Here is a 15,623-nt window from a genome sequence, read left to right on the forward strand (position 1 = left end):
CCGCCGCAGTTCATCTTCCGTTCACCCTTGCTTCCTACGTTCATCTGGACATCAACCATCGAGCTGATTGTGCCTGGGTGAATGGAACACATCACGCTTCTCATCGGGATCGTGATCGTCACGGCCCTGGTGTTCGACTTCACGAACGGGTTCCACGACACGGCCAACGCCATGGCCACCACCATCTCCACCGGGGCACTCAAGCCCAAGACAGCGGTGGCGATGTCAGCGGTCCTCAACCTCGTAGGGGCGTTCCTGTCCGTCGAGGTCGCCAAGACCATCTCATCGGGAATCATCGATGAAGGCTCCGGCATCCGGCCCGAAGTGATCTTCGCGGGGCTGGTCGGAGCGATCATCTGGAATCTGCTGACCTGGCTCGCCGGGCTTCCCTCAAGTTCCTCCCACGCGCTGATGGGCGGCCTCCTCGGTGCCACCGTGGCCTCCGCCGGCATCGGCGCCGTCAACGGCGGCACCGTGGTGATGAAGGTGCTCATCCCTGCCATCGCCGCTCCGCTCGTCGCCGGCCTCGCCGCTCTCTTCGCCACGCGGCTGACCTACCGGGCGGCACGCAACGCCGACGAGCAGCACACCGCCAAGGGCTACCGCGCGGGGCAGATCACCTCCGCCGGGCTGGTCTCCCTGGCGCACGGCACCAACGACGCGCAGAAGACCATGGGTGTCATCACCCTCGCCCTGATCACCGGCGGAGTGATCGCCCCGCAGTCGGACCCGCCGACCTGGGTGATCGTCTCGGCCGGCCTGGCCATCGCCCTCGGTACCTACCTGGGCGGCTGGCGGATCATCCGCACCATGGGCAACGGCATCACCGACATCAAGCCTCCGCAGGGATTCGCCGCGCAGACCTCCGCCGCGGTCACGATCCTCGCCTCCTCCCACATCGGCTTCTCCCTCTCCACGACGCACGTGTGCTCCGGCGCCATCATGGGCTCGGGAGTCGGCCGCAAGGGCGGCGTCGTGCGCTGGTCGACGGCGGCCCGCATGGTGGCGGGCTGGGGGCTGACCCTGCCGGCCGCCGCACTCGTCGCCGCCGGGGCGGCGGTACTGGCACAGCAGGGCGACTGGGGCGTCACGACGGTGGCGGTCCTCGCGCTCGCCATCAGCGGCGGCATCTGGCTGCTCTCGCGCCGTCAGCCCGTCGACCACACGAACGTCAACGACGTGTCCCTGCCGGGGACTTCCGGACCCAAGCCGGCCGGTGCCGTCACGGCCGCGCTGGATGCCGTCGCGCCGCCGCCCGCGGCCGCCACGGTCCACGCCACGGCCGACAGCAACGGGGACCCGGCGAGGACCCCCGAGGGCGCCGGCACGGCGAGTCCGGCTCCGCAAGCCGAGACGGAGTCCAGGAAAGCGGCCTCCACGCTCGGCTAGACCGGCCGCCGGTGTGTTCCGCGGACTCGGCAACGCACCGGCGCCGGACCCGGCGAGCCATCACGACGACAAGCAGTCACAACCGGAACCAGACAACCGGACCAGACGCCCGGACCGCGGATCGAACGGTCCGGCACGGAGAGCAGACAGGGAAACGCTATGGACATCGACTGGGCAGCGCTCGGCGAGGTATTCGGCGTGAGCCTCGTGGCCACGGTCGGCCTGGTGGGCGTGTTCACACTCGGCATCGTGGGTGCGTCCGCCGGCAAGGCGGGTGGCTCGCAGGGCGGTGACACGTCCGTACTCGGGCGCACCGGAGCGTACGCGTGCTTCGCACTGTGCGCGGCGGCCGTCGCGTACGGCATCTACATCATCACCGCCGCGTCCTGAACCACTCGGCGCCGGAAGGTCGTTGACAGCAGCCGCCGGCACCGGAACGGCACCGGAAGGGGTACGGAGCACCGCTCCGTACCCCTTCTCCGCTTCTCCGTACAGCTGCTTCCCCATGCCACGGCGCGGGTCCCGTGTGCCTGCTCACACTCTCCCGTCGCAGGTCAAGGGCGAGTTGACGCCCCTCCTGGTACGTGGTGGACTGCCGAGTGCCCAACGGCGGCAGGAGAGGAAGCCGGTGCGAATCCGGCGCGGTCCCGCCACTGTCACCGGGGAGTGCACCCCCAACCGACGGCCACGGCCCCTTCGTTCGAGGGCTGGAAGGCCGGGGGACGCAGCGATCCGGGAGCCAGGAGACTCTCGTCGCCGGCACGTCGAACCAGGGCGAGGACCCTGAGTGAGGACTCCGTCATGCGTGGCTTGCCAGCCTCTCCCGCGTCCATGCGCCCGTTCGTCTCCGTGCCCGCGTTCGTCTCCGCGTCCGGCTCCTCGACGGCTGCCGCTGCCGCGCACGTCCCCGCCCGGCTCCGCGGCGGCGTGAACGTCCGCGTCCGGCGCGGGCCGGCTCAACGCCGCGGCCGCACCGGGTCCGGCATGCTCCTCCGAGGCACGACGACGGCACGCTGACGGTGCGGGCTCATCGCGCCCACATCTGCAGCGCGGCCCTCGGTCAGCTGGGCGACGCGCTGCTGGGCGACCCCCGTCGCGGGCACCCGGTCGCCGCCTTCGGCCGGGCCGCCGCCGCTGCCGAGCGCGCCCTGTGGCGGGACCACAGAGGGGCCGGCGCCCTGCACACCGCGCTGAGCGTCGCCGGCGCCGTCTCCGCCGTCGCCGCGCTCTCGCGCACCGCACGCATCCTCGGCGGCACGGGTGGCTCAACCCTCGTCGACGCCGCGGTGACCTGGACCGTGCTGGGCGGTACCGGGCTGCGCCGGGAGGCCCTCGCCGTCGCCGATGCCCTGGAGAAGGGTGATGTGGCGGGCGCGAGGCGGCTGTTGCCGCATCTGTGCGGCCGCGACCCGCAGGCGCTGGACCGGGACGCCATCGCGCGGGCCGTCGTGGAGTCGGTGGCGGAGAACACCTCGGACGCCGTCGTGGGCGCCCTGGTGTGGGGGGCGGTCGCCGGGGCCCCCGGCATGGCCGCCTTCCGCGCGGTCAACACGCTCGACGCGATGTTCGGTCACCGGTCGCCGCGTCACCTGCGCTTCGGCTGGGCGGCAGCCCGCATGGACGACGCCGCCGGATGGCCGGGCGCACGGCTGACGGCCGCTCTGGCCGCGCTCGCCGGCCCGTCGCCGCGTGGGGCGCTGCGTGCCTGGCGCGCCGACGCGCACAGGCATCCCAGCCCCAACGCGGGCCCTGTCGAAGCCGCGTTCGCGGGCGCGCTGGGCGTACGTCTGGGCGGCACCCTCACCTACGGGGGACGCATCGAGCACCGGCCGGTTCTCAACTCCCCCGGCCGCGCCGTGCGTTCGGATGACATCGCGGCAGCGGTCCGTCTCTCGCGGCGGGTCGGCGCGCTGGCGCTGCTGGTGACCTCGGTGGCCGGTGCGCTCGGCAGGAAGTGCCGGGCGGACGGGAAACGCCGGGCCGAGAGGCGGACTCGATGACGGCGGCCGGTGAGTACGGCGGACACGTGCCGGGCGGGACGGCCGGCGGACACGTGCGAGGCCGGGACACGCGCGGGAGCGGCGGCGGACTGCTCGTCGCGGGCACGACCTCAGACGCGGGCAAGAGCGTGGTGACGGCGGGCATCTGCCGCTGGCTGGCGCGCAAGGGCCTGAAGGTCGCACCGTTCAAGGCGCAGAACATGTCGCTCAATTCGTACGTGACGCTGGACGGCGCCGAGATCGGCCGTGCGCAGGCCATGCAGGCTGCCGCCGCCCGCACCGAGCCGACGGCTCTGATGAATCCCGTGCTGCTCAAGCCCGGGAGCGACAGCAGCAGCCAGGTCGTGCTGCTCGGCAGGGCTGTCGGCGAGATGAGCGCGGGCGGCTACCACTCCGGCAGGCAGGAGCGGCTGCTGGACACGGTCACGGACTGCCTAGCCGAGCTGCGGCGCACGCACGACGCGGTGATCTGCGAGGGCGCCGGCAGCCCCGCCGAGATCAACCTTCGCCGCACCGACATCGTCAACATGGGCCTGGCCAGGGCCGCCGGCCTGCCCGTCGTGGTCGTCGGGGACATAGACCGCGGCGGCGTCTTCGCCTCCTTCTTCGGCACGACGGCGCTGCTGGCGGGCCAGGACCAGGAACTGCTCGCGGGCTACGTCGTCAACAAGTTCCGCGGCGACGTGAGGCTGCTGGAGCCCGGCCTGGAGATGCTCCACGGGCTGACTGGGCGGCCCGTACTGGGCGTGCTGCCCTTCCGGCACGGGCTGGGCATCGACGAGGAGGACGGGCTGAGGGTGTCCCTCCGCGGCACCGTCCGCGAGTCCGCGCCGGCCCCGGCGCACGGCAGCGACGTGCTGCGTATCGCGGTCGTGCCGGTGCCGTTGATGTCGAACTTCACCGATGTCGACGCACTTGCCGCCGAACCCGGCGTCGTCGTGCGGTTCACGGACCGCCCCGAGGAACTCACCGACGCCGACCTGGTCGTACTCCCGGGCACCCGCGGCACGGTGCGGGCGCTGACGTGGCTGCGCGAGCGCGGACTCGCGGACGCGGTGCGCAGCCGCGCGGCCGAAGGCCTGCCCGTCCTCGGCATCTGCGGCGGCTTCCAGATGCTGGGCGAGCTGATCGAGGACGAGATCGAGTCGCGGGCCGGCACCGTGGAGGGGCTGGGCCTGCTGCCGGTGCGCGTGCGCTTCGCGCGCGAGAAAACGCTCGCCCGTCCCTCCGGCCGGGCCCTGGGCGAGTACGCCGAGGGCTACGAGATCCACCACGGCGTCGCCGAAGTGCTCGGCGGCGACGCCGTGTTCACCGGCGTGGACGGCGGAAACCAGGACGGCTGCCGGTCCGGAGCCGTGTGGGGCACCCACTGGCACGGGTCGCTGGAGAGCGACGGCTTCCGGCGGGCCTTCCTGCGCCGGGTGGCCTCCGACGCGGGACGTTCCGGGTTCGTACCGGCGCCGGACACGGACTTCGCGGCGCTGCGCGAGGAGCAACTGGACAACCTGGGCGACCTCATCGAGGAACACGCCGACACGGACGCGCTGCTGCGGCTGATCGAGGACGGGCCGCCGCCGGGCCTGCCCTTCGTCGTACCGGGCGCGCCCGAAGCGGCGCCACGCGCGGGAGGGACCGCATGAGAGCTGACCCGAACGGCCGCCCGAACAGCCCGGGGAGCGCCGCGCGGCGGCCCGGAGAACGGCGAACGGCCGCCGTGCGCACGGCGGTTGCCGGCGGCCGAGCCGCACACGGCCGGCCCCGCGGCACGCACCTTCACGCTCCCGCACACGGTTCCCCGCACCGCGGGCACCGCACGCACGAAGACCGGCCCCGAGGAGAGAAGAGGGCATGAGCATCCCCTACCCGTTCACCGCGCTCGTCGGAATGCGGGACATGCAGCTCGGACTGCTGCTGAACTCGGTGAACCCCGCCATCGGCGGCGTCCTCATACGCGGCGAGAAGGGCACGGCGAAGAGCACCGCCGTCCGGGCCCTGGCCTCGCTGCTGCCGCAGCAGCGAGTCGTTCCCGGATGCCGCTTCTCCTGCGACCCGGCGGCGCCGGATCCCGGATGTCCCGACGGGCCGCACGAGTTCGGAGACGAGGTGGGGGTACCTCCCGCGCCGCACGGCGCAGGGGTGGGGGTACCTCCCGCGCCGCACGGCGCAGGGGTGGGGGTACCTCCCGCGCCGCACGGCGCAGGGGTGGGGGTACCTCCCGCGCCGCACGGCGCAGGGGGAGAGATGCGTGCGGCGAACCTCGTCGAGCTGCCCGTCGGCGCGTCCGAGGACCGTCTTGTGGGGGCGCTCGACATCGAACGGGCCCTCTCGGAGGGTGTGAAGGCGTTCGAGCCTGGTCTGCTGGCGGACGCACACCGCGGCGTGCTCTACGTCGACGAGGTCAATCTGCTGCACGACCACCTTGTCGACCTGCTGCTGGACGCGGCGGCCATGGGCTCCTCGTACGTGGAACGCGAGGGCGTGTCCGTACGTCACGCGTCGCGGTTCCTGCTCGTCGGCACGATGAATCCCGAAGAGGGCGAACTGCGCCCGCAGTTGCTGGACCGGTTCGGGCTGACGGTGGAGGTGACGGCCTCCCGGGAGACGGACGAACGCGTGGACGTCGTGCGCCGCCGTCTCGCCTACGACGCCGATCCCGCGGCGTTCGCGGCGGAGTGGGCGGCGGAGGAGGACGCGCTGCGCGAACGCATCGCCGCGGCACGCGAGTTGCTCCCCCAGGTGCGGCTCGGCGACGGGGTGCTGCGGCAGATCGCGGCGACGTGCGCAGCGTTCGAGGTGGACGGCATGCGTGCGGACCTGGTGATGGCCCGCACCGCCACGGCGCTGGCCGCCTGGTCGGGCCGCACCGATGTGCGGGAGGAGGACGTACGGCAGGCGGCCCTGCTGGCGCTTCCGCACCGGCGCAGGCGCAACCCGTTCGACGCGCCGGGGCTGGACGAGGACATGCTGGACGAGACCCTTCAGCAGCACTCCGGTCCCGACGACGGCGACGACCCCGACCCCGGCCCTGACAACCCGGACGGGCCCGACGGGCCCGACGGCGGAGGCACCCCGCCCCCGCAGCAGCCCGACGGGAGCCCGGACGAGGAGACGTCCCCGCCCGGTGAGCAGCCGCAGCCGCAGAACGAGCGGCAGGAAGCACCGCAGGAACAGCCGTCGCCGCCGGCCGCCTCCGCCGAGGACGGCCCGAACACGCAGGACGACGAGGACGACCCGGGCCCAGCCCCGGGCGCCTCCGGCGGCGCGGCGCCGCAGCAGCCCGCCGCGCCCTTCCGCGCCCGTACCCTCTACGTCCCCGGCCTGGGCGAGGGCGCGGCCGGCAACCGCTCCCGGGCCCGTACCGCGCACGGCCGCACCACGGGCGCCCGGAAGCCGCGGGGCACGCTGGGGCGGCTGCATCTCGCGGCCACCGTGCAGGCCGCGGCACCGCACCAGCGCGCACGCGGACGTGACGGCCGGGGGCTGCTGCTGCGCCGGGACGATCTGCGCGAGGCCGTGCGGGAGGGCCGCGAGGGCAACCTCGTCCTCTTCCTCGTGGACGCCTCCGGTTCGATGGCCGCACGGCAGCGGATGGGCGCCGTCAAGGGTGCCGTGCTGTCACTGCTGCTGGACGCCTACCAACGGCGGGACAAGGTCGGCATGGTCACCTTCCGCCGGGCCGGTGCGGAGGTCGCCCTGCCGCCGACCTCGTCCGTCGAAGCGGCCGCCGCGCGGCTGGAGTCGCTGCCGACCGGAGGCCGCACGCCCCTGGCGGAGGGGCTGCTGAAGGCCCGCGAGGTGCTGCGCGTGGAGCGCCTGCGCGATCCGTCCCGCCGTCCGCTCGTGGTCGCCGTCACCGACGGGCGGGCCACCGGCGGTGCCGAGCCCGTGGAGCGCGCGCGGCGCGCGGCGCGCCTGCTGGCGGCCGACGGCACGGCGTCGGTGGTCCTCGACTGCGAAGCCGGGCCGGTGCGGCTCGGGCTCGCCGGCGCGCTCGCCGCCGATCTGGGGGGCAGCGCCGTGACGTTGGAGGAGCTGCGCGCGGACGCGGTCACGGACCTCGTACGGCACGCGACGGACCCGCGCGCCGGCGCCACGGCGCCCGCCGCCGCATCCGCCGCTTCGGATTCCCCGCACACACAGCCACAGACTCGGAGGGCCGCATAGTGCCGAAGGGACAGCCCAGCTCCGTACCCGACGACGGACTCACCACACGCCAGCGCCGCAACCGGCCGCTCCTGGCCGTGCACACCGGTCCGGGGAAGGGCAAGTCGACGGCCGCGTTCGGTCTGGCCCTGCGCGCGTGGAACCAGGGGTGGCCGATCGGGGTGTTCCAGTTCGTGAAGTCGGCCAAGTGGAAGGTCGGCGAGGAGCGTGCCCTGCGGGTGCTCGGTGCGAGCGGTGAGGGGGGCACGGTCGACTGGCACAAGATGGGCGAGGGCTGGTCCTGGATCCAGCGCGACGGCGAGATGAGCAACGAGGAGGCGGCGCGCGAGGGTTGGGAGCAGGTCAAGCGCGACCTGGCCGCCGAGACCTACCGCCTGTACGTGCTCGACGAGTTCGCCTACCCGCTGCACTGGGGCTGGATCGACACGGACGAGGTGGTGTCGGTGCTGGGCGAGCGTCCGGGCGCGCAGCACGTGGTGATCACGGGCCGCAACGCGTCCGCGAAACTGATCGACGCGGCCGATCTGGTCACGGAGATGTCCAAGGTGAAGCACCCCATGGACGCCGGCCAGAAGGGCCAGCGGGGCATCGAGTGGTGAGCGCATGAGCGAGCGCTGCGTGAACCCTCCGCGTCTCGTCGTCGCGGCGCCGTCCTCCGGGAGCGGCAAGACGACGGTGGCGACGGGGATGATGGCCGCCTTCACGGAGGCGGGTCTGACCGTCTCCGCGCACAAGGCCGGGCCGGATTACATCGATCCGGGGTACCACGCCCTGGCCACCGGCCGCCCGGGGCGCAATCTCGACGCGTACCTGTGCGGCCCCGAGCGGATCGCACCTCTCTTCGCGCACGCGGCCGCCGGGACCCAACTGGCCGTCGTGGAAGGTGTGATGGGCCTGTTCGACGGTGCCGCTGGCGGGGGTGACCTGGCCTCGACCGCGCAGGTGGCGAAGCTGCTCAAGGCGCCGGTGGTGCTCGTGGTGGACGCCTCGTCGCAGTCTCGTTCCGTCGCCGCGCTGGTGCATGGATTCGCGTCGTGGGACCCGGAGTTGCGGGTGGCGGGCGTCGTGCTGAACAAGGTGGCCTCCGGCCTGCACGAGGCTCTGCTGCGGGACGCGCTGGAGGGCTCCGGTGTGCCGGTGCTGGGCGCGCTTCGCCGGGACGCCGGCGCGGACACGCCGTCCAGGCATCTCGGGCTGGTGCCGGCCGCCGAACGGCAGGCCGAGGCGGTGGAGTCCGTGGCCGCGCTGGCCGCCCGTGTGCGTGAGGGCTGCGACATGGAGGCGCTGCTCGCGCTGGCGCGCAGCGCTCCCCCGCTGCCCGTCACACCGTGGGAGGCGGCGGCCGAAGTGGGCGGCGGCACTCCTTCGGTGCCCCGCGGCGAGCGGCCCCTTGTGGCCGTCGCCGGAGGCGCCGCCTTCACCTTCTCCTACGCGGAGCATGCCGAACTGCTCCAGGCCGCCGGCGCGGAGACCGTCGTCTTCGATCCGCTGCGCGACGAGAGCCTGCCCGAGGGCACGCGCGGGCTCGTCGTCGGGGGAGGCTTCCCCGAGGTGTACGGGCCGCAGTTGTCGGCGAACAAGCCACTGCGCCTGGCGGTGCGCGAATTCGTGGCCGCCGGGGGCCCCGTGGCGGCCGAGTGCGCGGGAATGCTGTACCTGGCCGCCGAATTGGACGGGGAAGAGATGTGCGGGGTGTTGGACGGCGCGGCCCGCATGACCGGGCGGCTCACGCTCGGCTACCGAGAGGCCGTCGCCATCGACGACAGCGTTCTGGCGCCGGCCGGACTGCGGGTGCGAGGGCACGAGTTCCACCGCACCACGCTCGAACCCCACGCCGGTTCCACACCCGCATGGGGTCTGGTGCGCCCGGAGCGGCGCAAGGAGGGCTTCGTGGGCGGTCCCTCCGGCAACGTCCACGCGTCGTATCTGCATGTGCACTGGGCCGCCGCGCCCGTGATGGCCCGCCGGTTCGTGGAGAAGTGCGTACCGTGCCGGGGCTGACCGGCACGGGAACCGGCCCGGGCGAGGGCACGGACGACGGCGTGCCGCGTGAGCCGTCGCTCGTGGTCGGAGTGGGTGCCGGGCGGGGCGTGGGCAGCGGCGAAGTGATCGGCCTGATCCGGCGGGTGCTCGACGGTGCGGGGCTTTCCCTGTCCTGCGTAACGGAGTTGGCGACCGCCGAGGCGAAAGCGGGTGAACCGGGGCTGCTCGCGGCCGCGGACCGGCTGCGACTGCCGCTGCGCGCCTACCCCGCCGACGTCCTCGCCGCCGTCGAGGTGCCGACTCCCTCCGACGCGCCGCGGGCCGCCGTCGGCACGCCCTCCGTCGCGGAGGCCGCCGCCCTCGCCGCCGCCGGTGAGGGCGGCCTGCTGATCGTGCCCAAGGCCAAGTCCGCGCCCCTGAACGGTTCTCCGGCCAGGGCTACCGTAGCCGTGGCACGCCGCGGCCGGGCGTGCAGCCCTGCGGCCGGCGGCGAGGTCTCCGCGAAGCGCGCTTCGGCGAGGGCCGCCGCTCCCACGTCCTCGTCCCGCACGGGGAGTTCACCGAACGCCGGTGACGAGAGCGGCACGCCGGGCACTACCGTCCCCACCAGGGACACCCAGCACAGCAAGGAGAACCCGTGACGCACCCTCCCGCCCTCCTCCTCGTCGGTCACGGCGTCCATGCCGGCGAAGACGCCGAGGACCTGCGGTCGTTCGCCGGCGACCTCGCCGAGCGCAACCCGGACATAGCCGTGGCCGTCGGCTTCGGCGAACTGTCCCCGCCGGCGGCCGACTCCGTCGCCGGGCTCGTCGAGCGTGGCGTGAGCAGCTTCGCGGCGGTGCCCCTGATGCTCACCCCCGACCGCCGCGCGAAGGACGACATCCTCGCAGCGCTGGCCCGCGAGGAGGAACGGCACCCCGGCATCTCCTGCACCTACGGGCGGCCACCGGGCCCGCACCCGGCACTCCTGCCGGTGCTGGAGCGCCGCATCGAGGAGGCACTGGACGGGGGCACCGGAACCGGCGGCCGCGCGGCCCGCTCCCCCGGCGACCGCGCCGGCACGACGGTGCTGCTCGTCGGGCGCGGCTCGACCGAGCCCGACGCCAACGCCGAGGTGCACAAGGCCGCGCGGCTGCTGTGGGAGGGACGCGGATACGCGGGCGTGGAGGTCGCGTTCGTCTCTCTCGCCGCGCCTGACGTGGCGTCGGGCCTGGACCGGTGCCGCAAGCTGGGCGCGAAGAGGGTCGTGCTGCTCCCGTACTTCATCTTCGAGGAGGGCCTCCCGGAGCGCGCCCGCATGCAGGCGCAGGGCTGGTCCGCCGCGAACCCCGACGTGGACGTCGTGTACGCCGGCGTCATCGGCGCGACCGGCGAACTGGCGGACGTCGTTCTGGAGCGCTACCGGGAGGCGGCCGGGGGCGGGTCGCGGGCGTGCTGCGAGGCCTCCGTCCACCCCGTCACGCCGCCCGGTTCCGGGGAGGGAAGCGGGCAGCCGGCCGGGCAGCCGTCCTTCCCTCCGCACGAGGACGGCCTCCGGGCCGGGCAAGGACCGTCGCAGGACCACGGCCACGGCAAGTCGAACGGTGCCGAGCACGATGCCGATGGCGATGCGCACTCCCACTGAGAGCGGGACGGCAAGGGAGGCGGCGCTCCTCCGGCACCACGGCGACGCCGAAGTACGAGACGGCGGGCGGGAGTTGACCGACCTCGCCGTCAACGTCCGCACGGGCACTCCCCCGCGCTGGCTCAAGGACCGCATCGCAGCCTCGCTCGACTCGCTGGCCGCCTACCCCGACGGCCGTGCCGCCCGCCGGGCCGTGGCGGCCCGGCACGGTCTCGCGGACGAACAGGTGCTGCTCACCGCCGGGGCGGCCGAGGCGTTCGTACTGCTGGCCCGCGCCCTCACCGCGCGTCAACCGGTCGTGATACACCCGCAGTTCACCGAGCCGGAGGCAGCCCTGCGGGACGCCGGGCACGACGTGGAACGCGTGCTGCTGAACGCCGGCGACGCGTTCCGGCTCGATGCCGCGGCCGTGCCCGCGAGCGCGGACCTCGTCGTCGTCGGCAATCCGACCAACCCGACGTCCGTGCTGCATCCTGCGGAGACTCTCCTGCGACTGGCGCGGGAGGGGCGGACGCTGGTCGTCGACGAGGCGTTCATCGACGCGGTGCCCGGCGAACGGGAGTCCCTGGCGCCGCTGCTGGCCCCCCGCCCGGGGCGCACGCCGCTTCCCGGCCGCGTCGTGGTGCTCCGCAGCCTCACCAAGACCTGGGGCCTGGCGGGTCTGCGCATCGGGTACGTCCTCTCCGATCCCGCGACGGTCGACCGGCTGGCGCGGCACCAGCCGCTGTGGCCGGTGTCGGCTCCGGCCCTGACCGCGGCGGAGGCGTGCTGCGAACCGCACGCGCTTGCGGAGGCCGAGGAGGCGGCGCGGCAGGTCGCCCGTGACCGCGGCCATCTGCTCGCGCGGCTCGGCGAGTTCGCGCCCGCGGGCCTGGACGTGCAGGGCTCGCCGGAGGCCCCTTTCGTCCTGGTGCGGCATCCGCGTGCCGCGGCACTCCGCGAGGACCTGCGGTCGCTGGGTCTCGCGGTGCGGCGCGGCGACACCTTCCCCGGGCTGGGGACGCAGTGGCTCCGCATCGCCGTGCGGGACGAGGAGTGCACGGACCGGCTGGCAGCGGCGCTCCGCGAACTGCTGGGCGGCGACGCGCAGGCACCCGGCACGCCCGTACCCGGCGGGGGCGGCTGAGGAACACGCAGCGGCCAGGAGCACCCCGAAGTCCCGCGCGAACGGCAGGGGCGAAGCCCGGCCGACAACCCGGGTGATCCGGGGCAGTCCGCCATGAAAGGGCGCCCGGTGGCGTCCCCGGCGGGAACGTCCGGGTGTGAAACCGCGCCGGTTCAGGCGTGCCGGTTCAGGCGGCGTCGCTCTGCGACGCTCCGTCCCGTGGCACGACGACCGCCCGTGCGACACCCAGCCGCACGACGTCCTGGGGGCGCAGCATGAGCTCGTCCGCGGTCGCGGCCGCCTCCTGCTCCGCGCGCTTGAGGATCGCGGCCGCGAGTTCGGGCGCGATCACGGAGAAATAGCTGTCGGGCGTGACCCAGAGCCTGCCCGGCGCGGCGAGCGCCAGCGCGCCGCCCGAGCCGCCCTCCCCGATCAGCAGGGAGGTCACGGGCACCGCTGCCTCCGCGACGGCGGCGAAGACCTCGGCGATCGCCGGTCCGGCGCCGGCGCGCTCGGCCTCGGCGTCGTTGGCGGCCCCGGGGGTGTCGATGAGGGTCAGGACGGGGATTCCCAGCCGGTCGGCGGTACGGATGAGCCGGGCCGCGGTGCGGAAACCGGCGGGGCGGGTGGCGGTGCCCGTCTGTGCCGCGTAGGCGATCGTCCGGCCGCCGCGGCGCCCGAAGCCGCACACCATTCCCGCGTCGACGCCGCCGCACCGGTCTCCGCGCACCTCCTCGTGCCAGTCGAAGTAGTCGTCCAAGTAGGCGGCGGCGCGCGGCCGTTGAGCGGTACGAGCACGCGCCACCGCCTCCTGCCCGCTCAGGGGGACGGCCGGGGCGTCCCCGCGGCCGGAGCCTGCGGGAAGGGCTCCGGCGGGCAGGGTCTGAGGGGGCTGCGGGGTCTCCGCGGTCTCCGGGCTCTGAAGTGCCTCCGCGGTCCCGGGGCTCTTCGGGCCCGGTGAGGTCGCCGCGTGCGTCGGCGGCAGCGAGGACGGGGGGCGGGGCGGCAGCGCCTGCGGCGGCGGCGCCGGGCCACCGGAGCGGCCGGTCAGCAGGGTGAGCCAGCGCTCCAGCGAAGCCGCGAGCCGCGTCTCCTCCACGATCTGGTCGATGTGTCCCGCGGCGTGCTGGCCCTCCGCCGTGTAGGCGGCCGGGTCGGCGTCCCCGGGCCGCACCCGGGAGCCGGCGAAGGCGACCTGTGCCCCCGGCAGGGCAAGCACCACGTCCGCGCCGGCGCCGAGCGTCGCCCAGCCGCCGCCGGTGGCGGGGTCGCGGAGCACGGCGAGCTGCGGCACCCCGGCGCGGCGCGCGAGGACCGACTCCCGTGCCACACGCTGGAGTTGGCTGAGGGCGACCATGCCCTCCTGCATGCGGCTGCCACCGGTGGCGATCAGCGACACCAGCGGCAGACGGTGCTCCCGGGCATGCTCGTAGGCGGCGGCGATGCGGTCGCCGGTGCGCGCGCCGAGCGAGCCTCCGAGGTACCCGAAATCGAAGGAGATCAGCACCGCTTCCACCCCGGCGGCGCTGTCCTCGCCAACGCTGTCCCCGCCGTCGCCGTCGCCGTTGTCGCCGTCGTCGCCGCCTCCCGTTCCGCCGCCGATCCGGGCGGTACCGCACACCACCGAATCGCTCTCGCCTGTGCGTTCACGCGCCCGCTCGCGTGCGGCACCGTAACCGTGCCAGTCGAGCGGCCCGTCCGGCTCCTCGCGGCCGCCCGGCCCGGCCGCGCCGGGCGCGGATGACTCGAACTCGGAGAAGCCGAACGCGACGGCCCGGATCGCGGCGCGCGCCGAGGAGCCGAGTCGGCCGCCGGGTTCCGCGCCGGTGTCGCGGCCGGGTTCACGGCCGTCGCGGGGCGTGTCACTCATGGAGCGCCCGCTTCATCAGCTTGCCCATGTCGTTGCGCGGCAGCGCCTCGCGGAAGCGCACGACACGCGGCCGCTTGTGCGGAGAGAGCTGCTCGGCCACATGGTCGGCCAGCTCCTGCTCTCCGGGGCGCCGGGCTCCGGGCACGATCCACGCGACGATGCGTTCGCCGAGGTCGTCGTCGCTCTCGCCCGTCACGGCGGCCTCCATCACATCGGGGTGCTCCAGCAGCGCGTTCTCGATCTCGCCCGCCCCGATCTTGTAGCCGCCGCTCTTGATGATGTCGGTGGCCTTGCGGCCGACGATCCGTACGTACCCGTCGGGGTCGCGCGTCGCCATGTCGCCCGTACGGAACCATCCGCCGTCGAAGGCCTCGGCCGTGGCGTCGGGCCGGTTGAGGTATTCGGTGAAGAGGTTGCGTCCGCGGACCTGGATCTCGCCCACCGTCTCCCCGTCCATGGCCTCGACGGTCCGGCCGTCCTCGTCGACCAGCCGCAGCTCCACCCCGTCCAGCGGGACGCCCACCGTGCCCGCACGGGGCTCCCCGTCGGCCCGCACGCTGGTGTTCATCAGCGTCTCCGTCATGCCGTACCGCTCGACGATGCGACGGCCGGTCGCGGCGGCGATCCGCTCGTGGTCGTGCACCGGCAGCGCGGCCGACCCTGACACCAGCAGCCGGGCACCGGCCAGCGCCTTGGCCAACTGCGCGTCGCCGCCCACCTCTTCGGCGATGCGGTGGTACATGGTCGGCACGCCGAAGAGCATCGTGGCGCCGCTTTCCAGGGCCTGCCGCACGCCGTCGGTGGAGAAGCGCCCGAGGTGGTGGACGGTGGCGGCGCGGCGCAGCGGGCCGAGGATGCCCAGGATGAGCCCGTGCACGTGGAAGAGCGGAAGGCCGTGCACGAGAACGTCCTCCTCCGTCCACTGCCACGCGTCCCGGAGCGCGTCGAGGGTGGCGGTGAGGGCGCGGCGGGGCAGCACGGCGCCCTTGGGCGGCCCGGTTGTGCCGGAGGTGTAGACGATCACCGCCGGTGACTCCTCGCCGGGTTCGGCGGGGAGCGCGGCGGTGGCGGGCCGGGGCCCGGTACGGACGGCGGTGTCGACGGTGGTGCGCGGCAGCGCGCCCAGCGCGGCGGGAAGCTCCGCACCGCCCTCGGCCAGTACCAGGCCCGGTTCGCTGTCGCCGAGGATGTGGGCCAGTTCGCGTTCGCCGATCTTCGGATTGAGCGGGACGACGGGTGCTCCGGCGAGGAGCGCGGCGACCACCGCGACGCTCGTCTCCATGGTGGGGGTGGCCCAGACGGCGACCCTGCGCCCGGGAGTGAGCTCCGCGGCGAGCGCCCCCGCCACGCCCGCGAGTCCGGAGTAGGTGAGGGTCTGCTCGCCGAACCGCAGAGCGGTCTTGTCGGACGGGCGGGTCAGCGCCGGGAAGAGGGTGGACACGGGGGCTCCTCACAGGGTCCTGCTCGCGGTGCGGTCTCTGGGCTGTG

At 74.3% G+C, this 15,623-nt stretch carries 13 protein-coding genes and 1 riboswitch; of the genes, 11 read left to right on the forward strand and 2 right to left on the reverse strand.

What is annotated here, in order from left to right:
• Positions 1-81 precede the first annotated feature (81 nt).
• The 11 genes from EV375_RS04530 to cobC all read left to right on the forward strand — a co-directional run bounded on the left by EV375_RS04530 (position 82) and on the right by cobC (position 12,286).
• Entirely contained in the window at positions 82-1,389 is a 1,308-nt protein-coding gene (locus EV375_RS04530; RefSeq protein ID WP_130298295.1) for an inorganic phosphate transporter, read from the forward strand.
• Positions 1,390-1,548: 159 nt separating this feature from the next.
• The gene (locus EV375_RS04535) at positions 1,549-1,779 is read left to right on the forward strand and encodes a hypothetical protein (RefSeq protein ID WP_130298296.1); all 231 of its coding nucleotides are present in this window, start codon (positions 1,549-1,551) and stop codon (positions 1,777-1,779) included.
• A 229-nt stretch (positions 1,780-2,008) separates the two neighbouring features.
• A riboswitch (cobalamin riboswitch) is annotated at positions 2,009-2,138 on the forward strand.
• 52 nt (positions 2,139-2,190) lie between these two features.
• Positions 2,191-2,406: a hypothetical protein gene (locus EV375_RS04540; protein WP_130298297.1), complete on the forward strand. Its 216-nt coding sequence runs from the start codon at positions 2,191-2,193 to the stop codon at positions 2,404-2,406.
• Between the two features lie 2 nt (positions 2,407-2,408).
• Entirely contained in the window at positions 2,409-3,389 is a 981-nt protein-coding gene (locus EV375_RS04545) for a cobalamin biosynthesis protein (protein ID WP_130298298.1), read from the forward strand.
• Complete coding sequence (locus EV375_RS04550) at positions 3,386-5,029, forward strand: cobyric acid synthase (protein ID WP_130298299.1); 1,644 nt, start codon at positions 3,386-3,388, stop codon at positions 5,027-5,029. The genes EV375_RS04545 and EV375_RS04550 overlap by 4 nt, the downstream gene beginning before the upstream one ends.
• Positions 5,030-5,237: 208 nt before the next feature.
• Positions 5,238-7,553, forward strand: a complete 2,316-nt coding sequence (locus EV375_RS04555; RefSeq protein WP_130298300.1) for a putative cobaltochelatase — start codon at positions 5,238-5,240, stop codon at positions 7,551-7,553.
• The gene (gene cobO, locus EV375_RS04560; RefSeq protein ID WP_130298301.1) at positions 7,553-8,152 is read left to right on the forward strand and encodes a cob(I)yrinic acid a,c-diamide adenosyltransferase; all 600 of its coding nucleotides are present in this window, start codon (positions 7,553-7,555) and stop codon (positions 8,150-8,152) included. Before EV375_RS04555 ends, cobO begins: the two co-directional genes overlap by 1 nt.
• Positions 8,153-8,156: 4 nt before the next feature.
• Positions 8,157-9,554, forward strand: coding sequence for a cobyrinic acid a,c-diamide synthase CobB (locus tag EV375_RS04565; protein WP_207227980.1), 1,398 nt, complete (start codon positions 8,157-8,159; stop codon positions 9,552-9,554).
• Positions 9,542-10,177: a cobalamin biosynthesis protein gene (locus EV375_RS04570; RefSeq protein ID WP_486588280.1), complete on the forward strand. Its 636-nt coding sequence runs from the start codon at positions 9,542-9,544 to the stop codon at positions 10,175-10,177. The genes EV375_RS04565 and EV375_RS04570 overlap by 13 nt, the downstream gene beginning before the upstream one ends.
• Positions 10,174-11,160, forward strand: a complete 987-nt coding sequence (locus EV375_RS04575; protein WP_130298302.1) for a sirohydrochlorin chelatase — start codon at positions 10,174-10,176, stop codon at positions 11,158-11,160. The genes EV375_RS04570 and EV375_RS04575 overlap by 4 nt, the downstream gene beginning before the upstream one ends.
• Positions 11,144-12,286, forward strand: coding sequence for an Rv2231c family histidinol phosphate aminotransferase CobC (gene cobC, locus EV375_RS04580; protein ID WP_486588281.1), 1,143 nt, complete (start codon positions 11,144-11,146; stop codon positions 12,284-12,286). Before EV375_RS04575 ends, cobC begins: the two co-directional genes overlap by 17 nt.
• A gap of 166 nt (positions 12,287-12,452) precedes the next feature.
• Here the strand turns inward: cobC and EV375_RS04585 are convergent, their stop codons facing one another.
• Together EV375_RS04585 and EV375_RS04590 are read right to left on the reverse strand one after the other, a co-directional pair.
• Positions 12,453-14,135 carry a carboxyl transferase domain-containing protein gene (locus EV375_RS04585; protein WP_130298304.1) on the reverse strand — a complete coding sequence of 561 codons (1,683 nt, stop codon included), beginning with the start codon at positions 14,133-14,135 and terminating at the stop codon, positions 12,453-12,455.
• Entirely contained in the window at positions 14,128-15,576 is a 1,449-nt protein-coding gene (locus tag EV375_RS04590) for an acyl-CoA synthetase (RefSeq protein ID WP_130298305.1), read from the reverse strand. The genes EV375_RS04585 and EV375_RS04590 overlap by 8 nt, the downstream gene beginning before the upstream one ends.
• Positions 15,577-15,623 lie beyond the last annotated feature (47 nt).

The organism is Streptomyces sp. CNZ301, assembly GCF_004217425.1.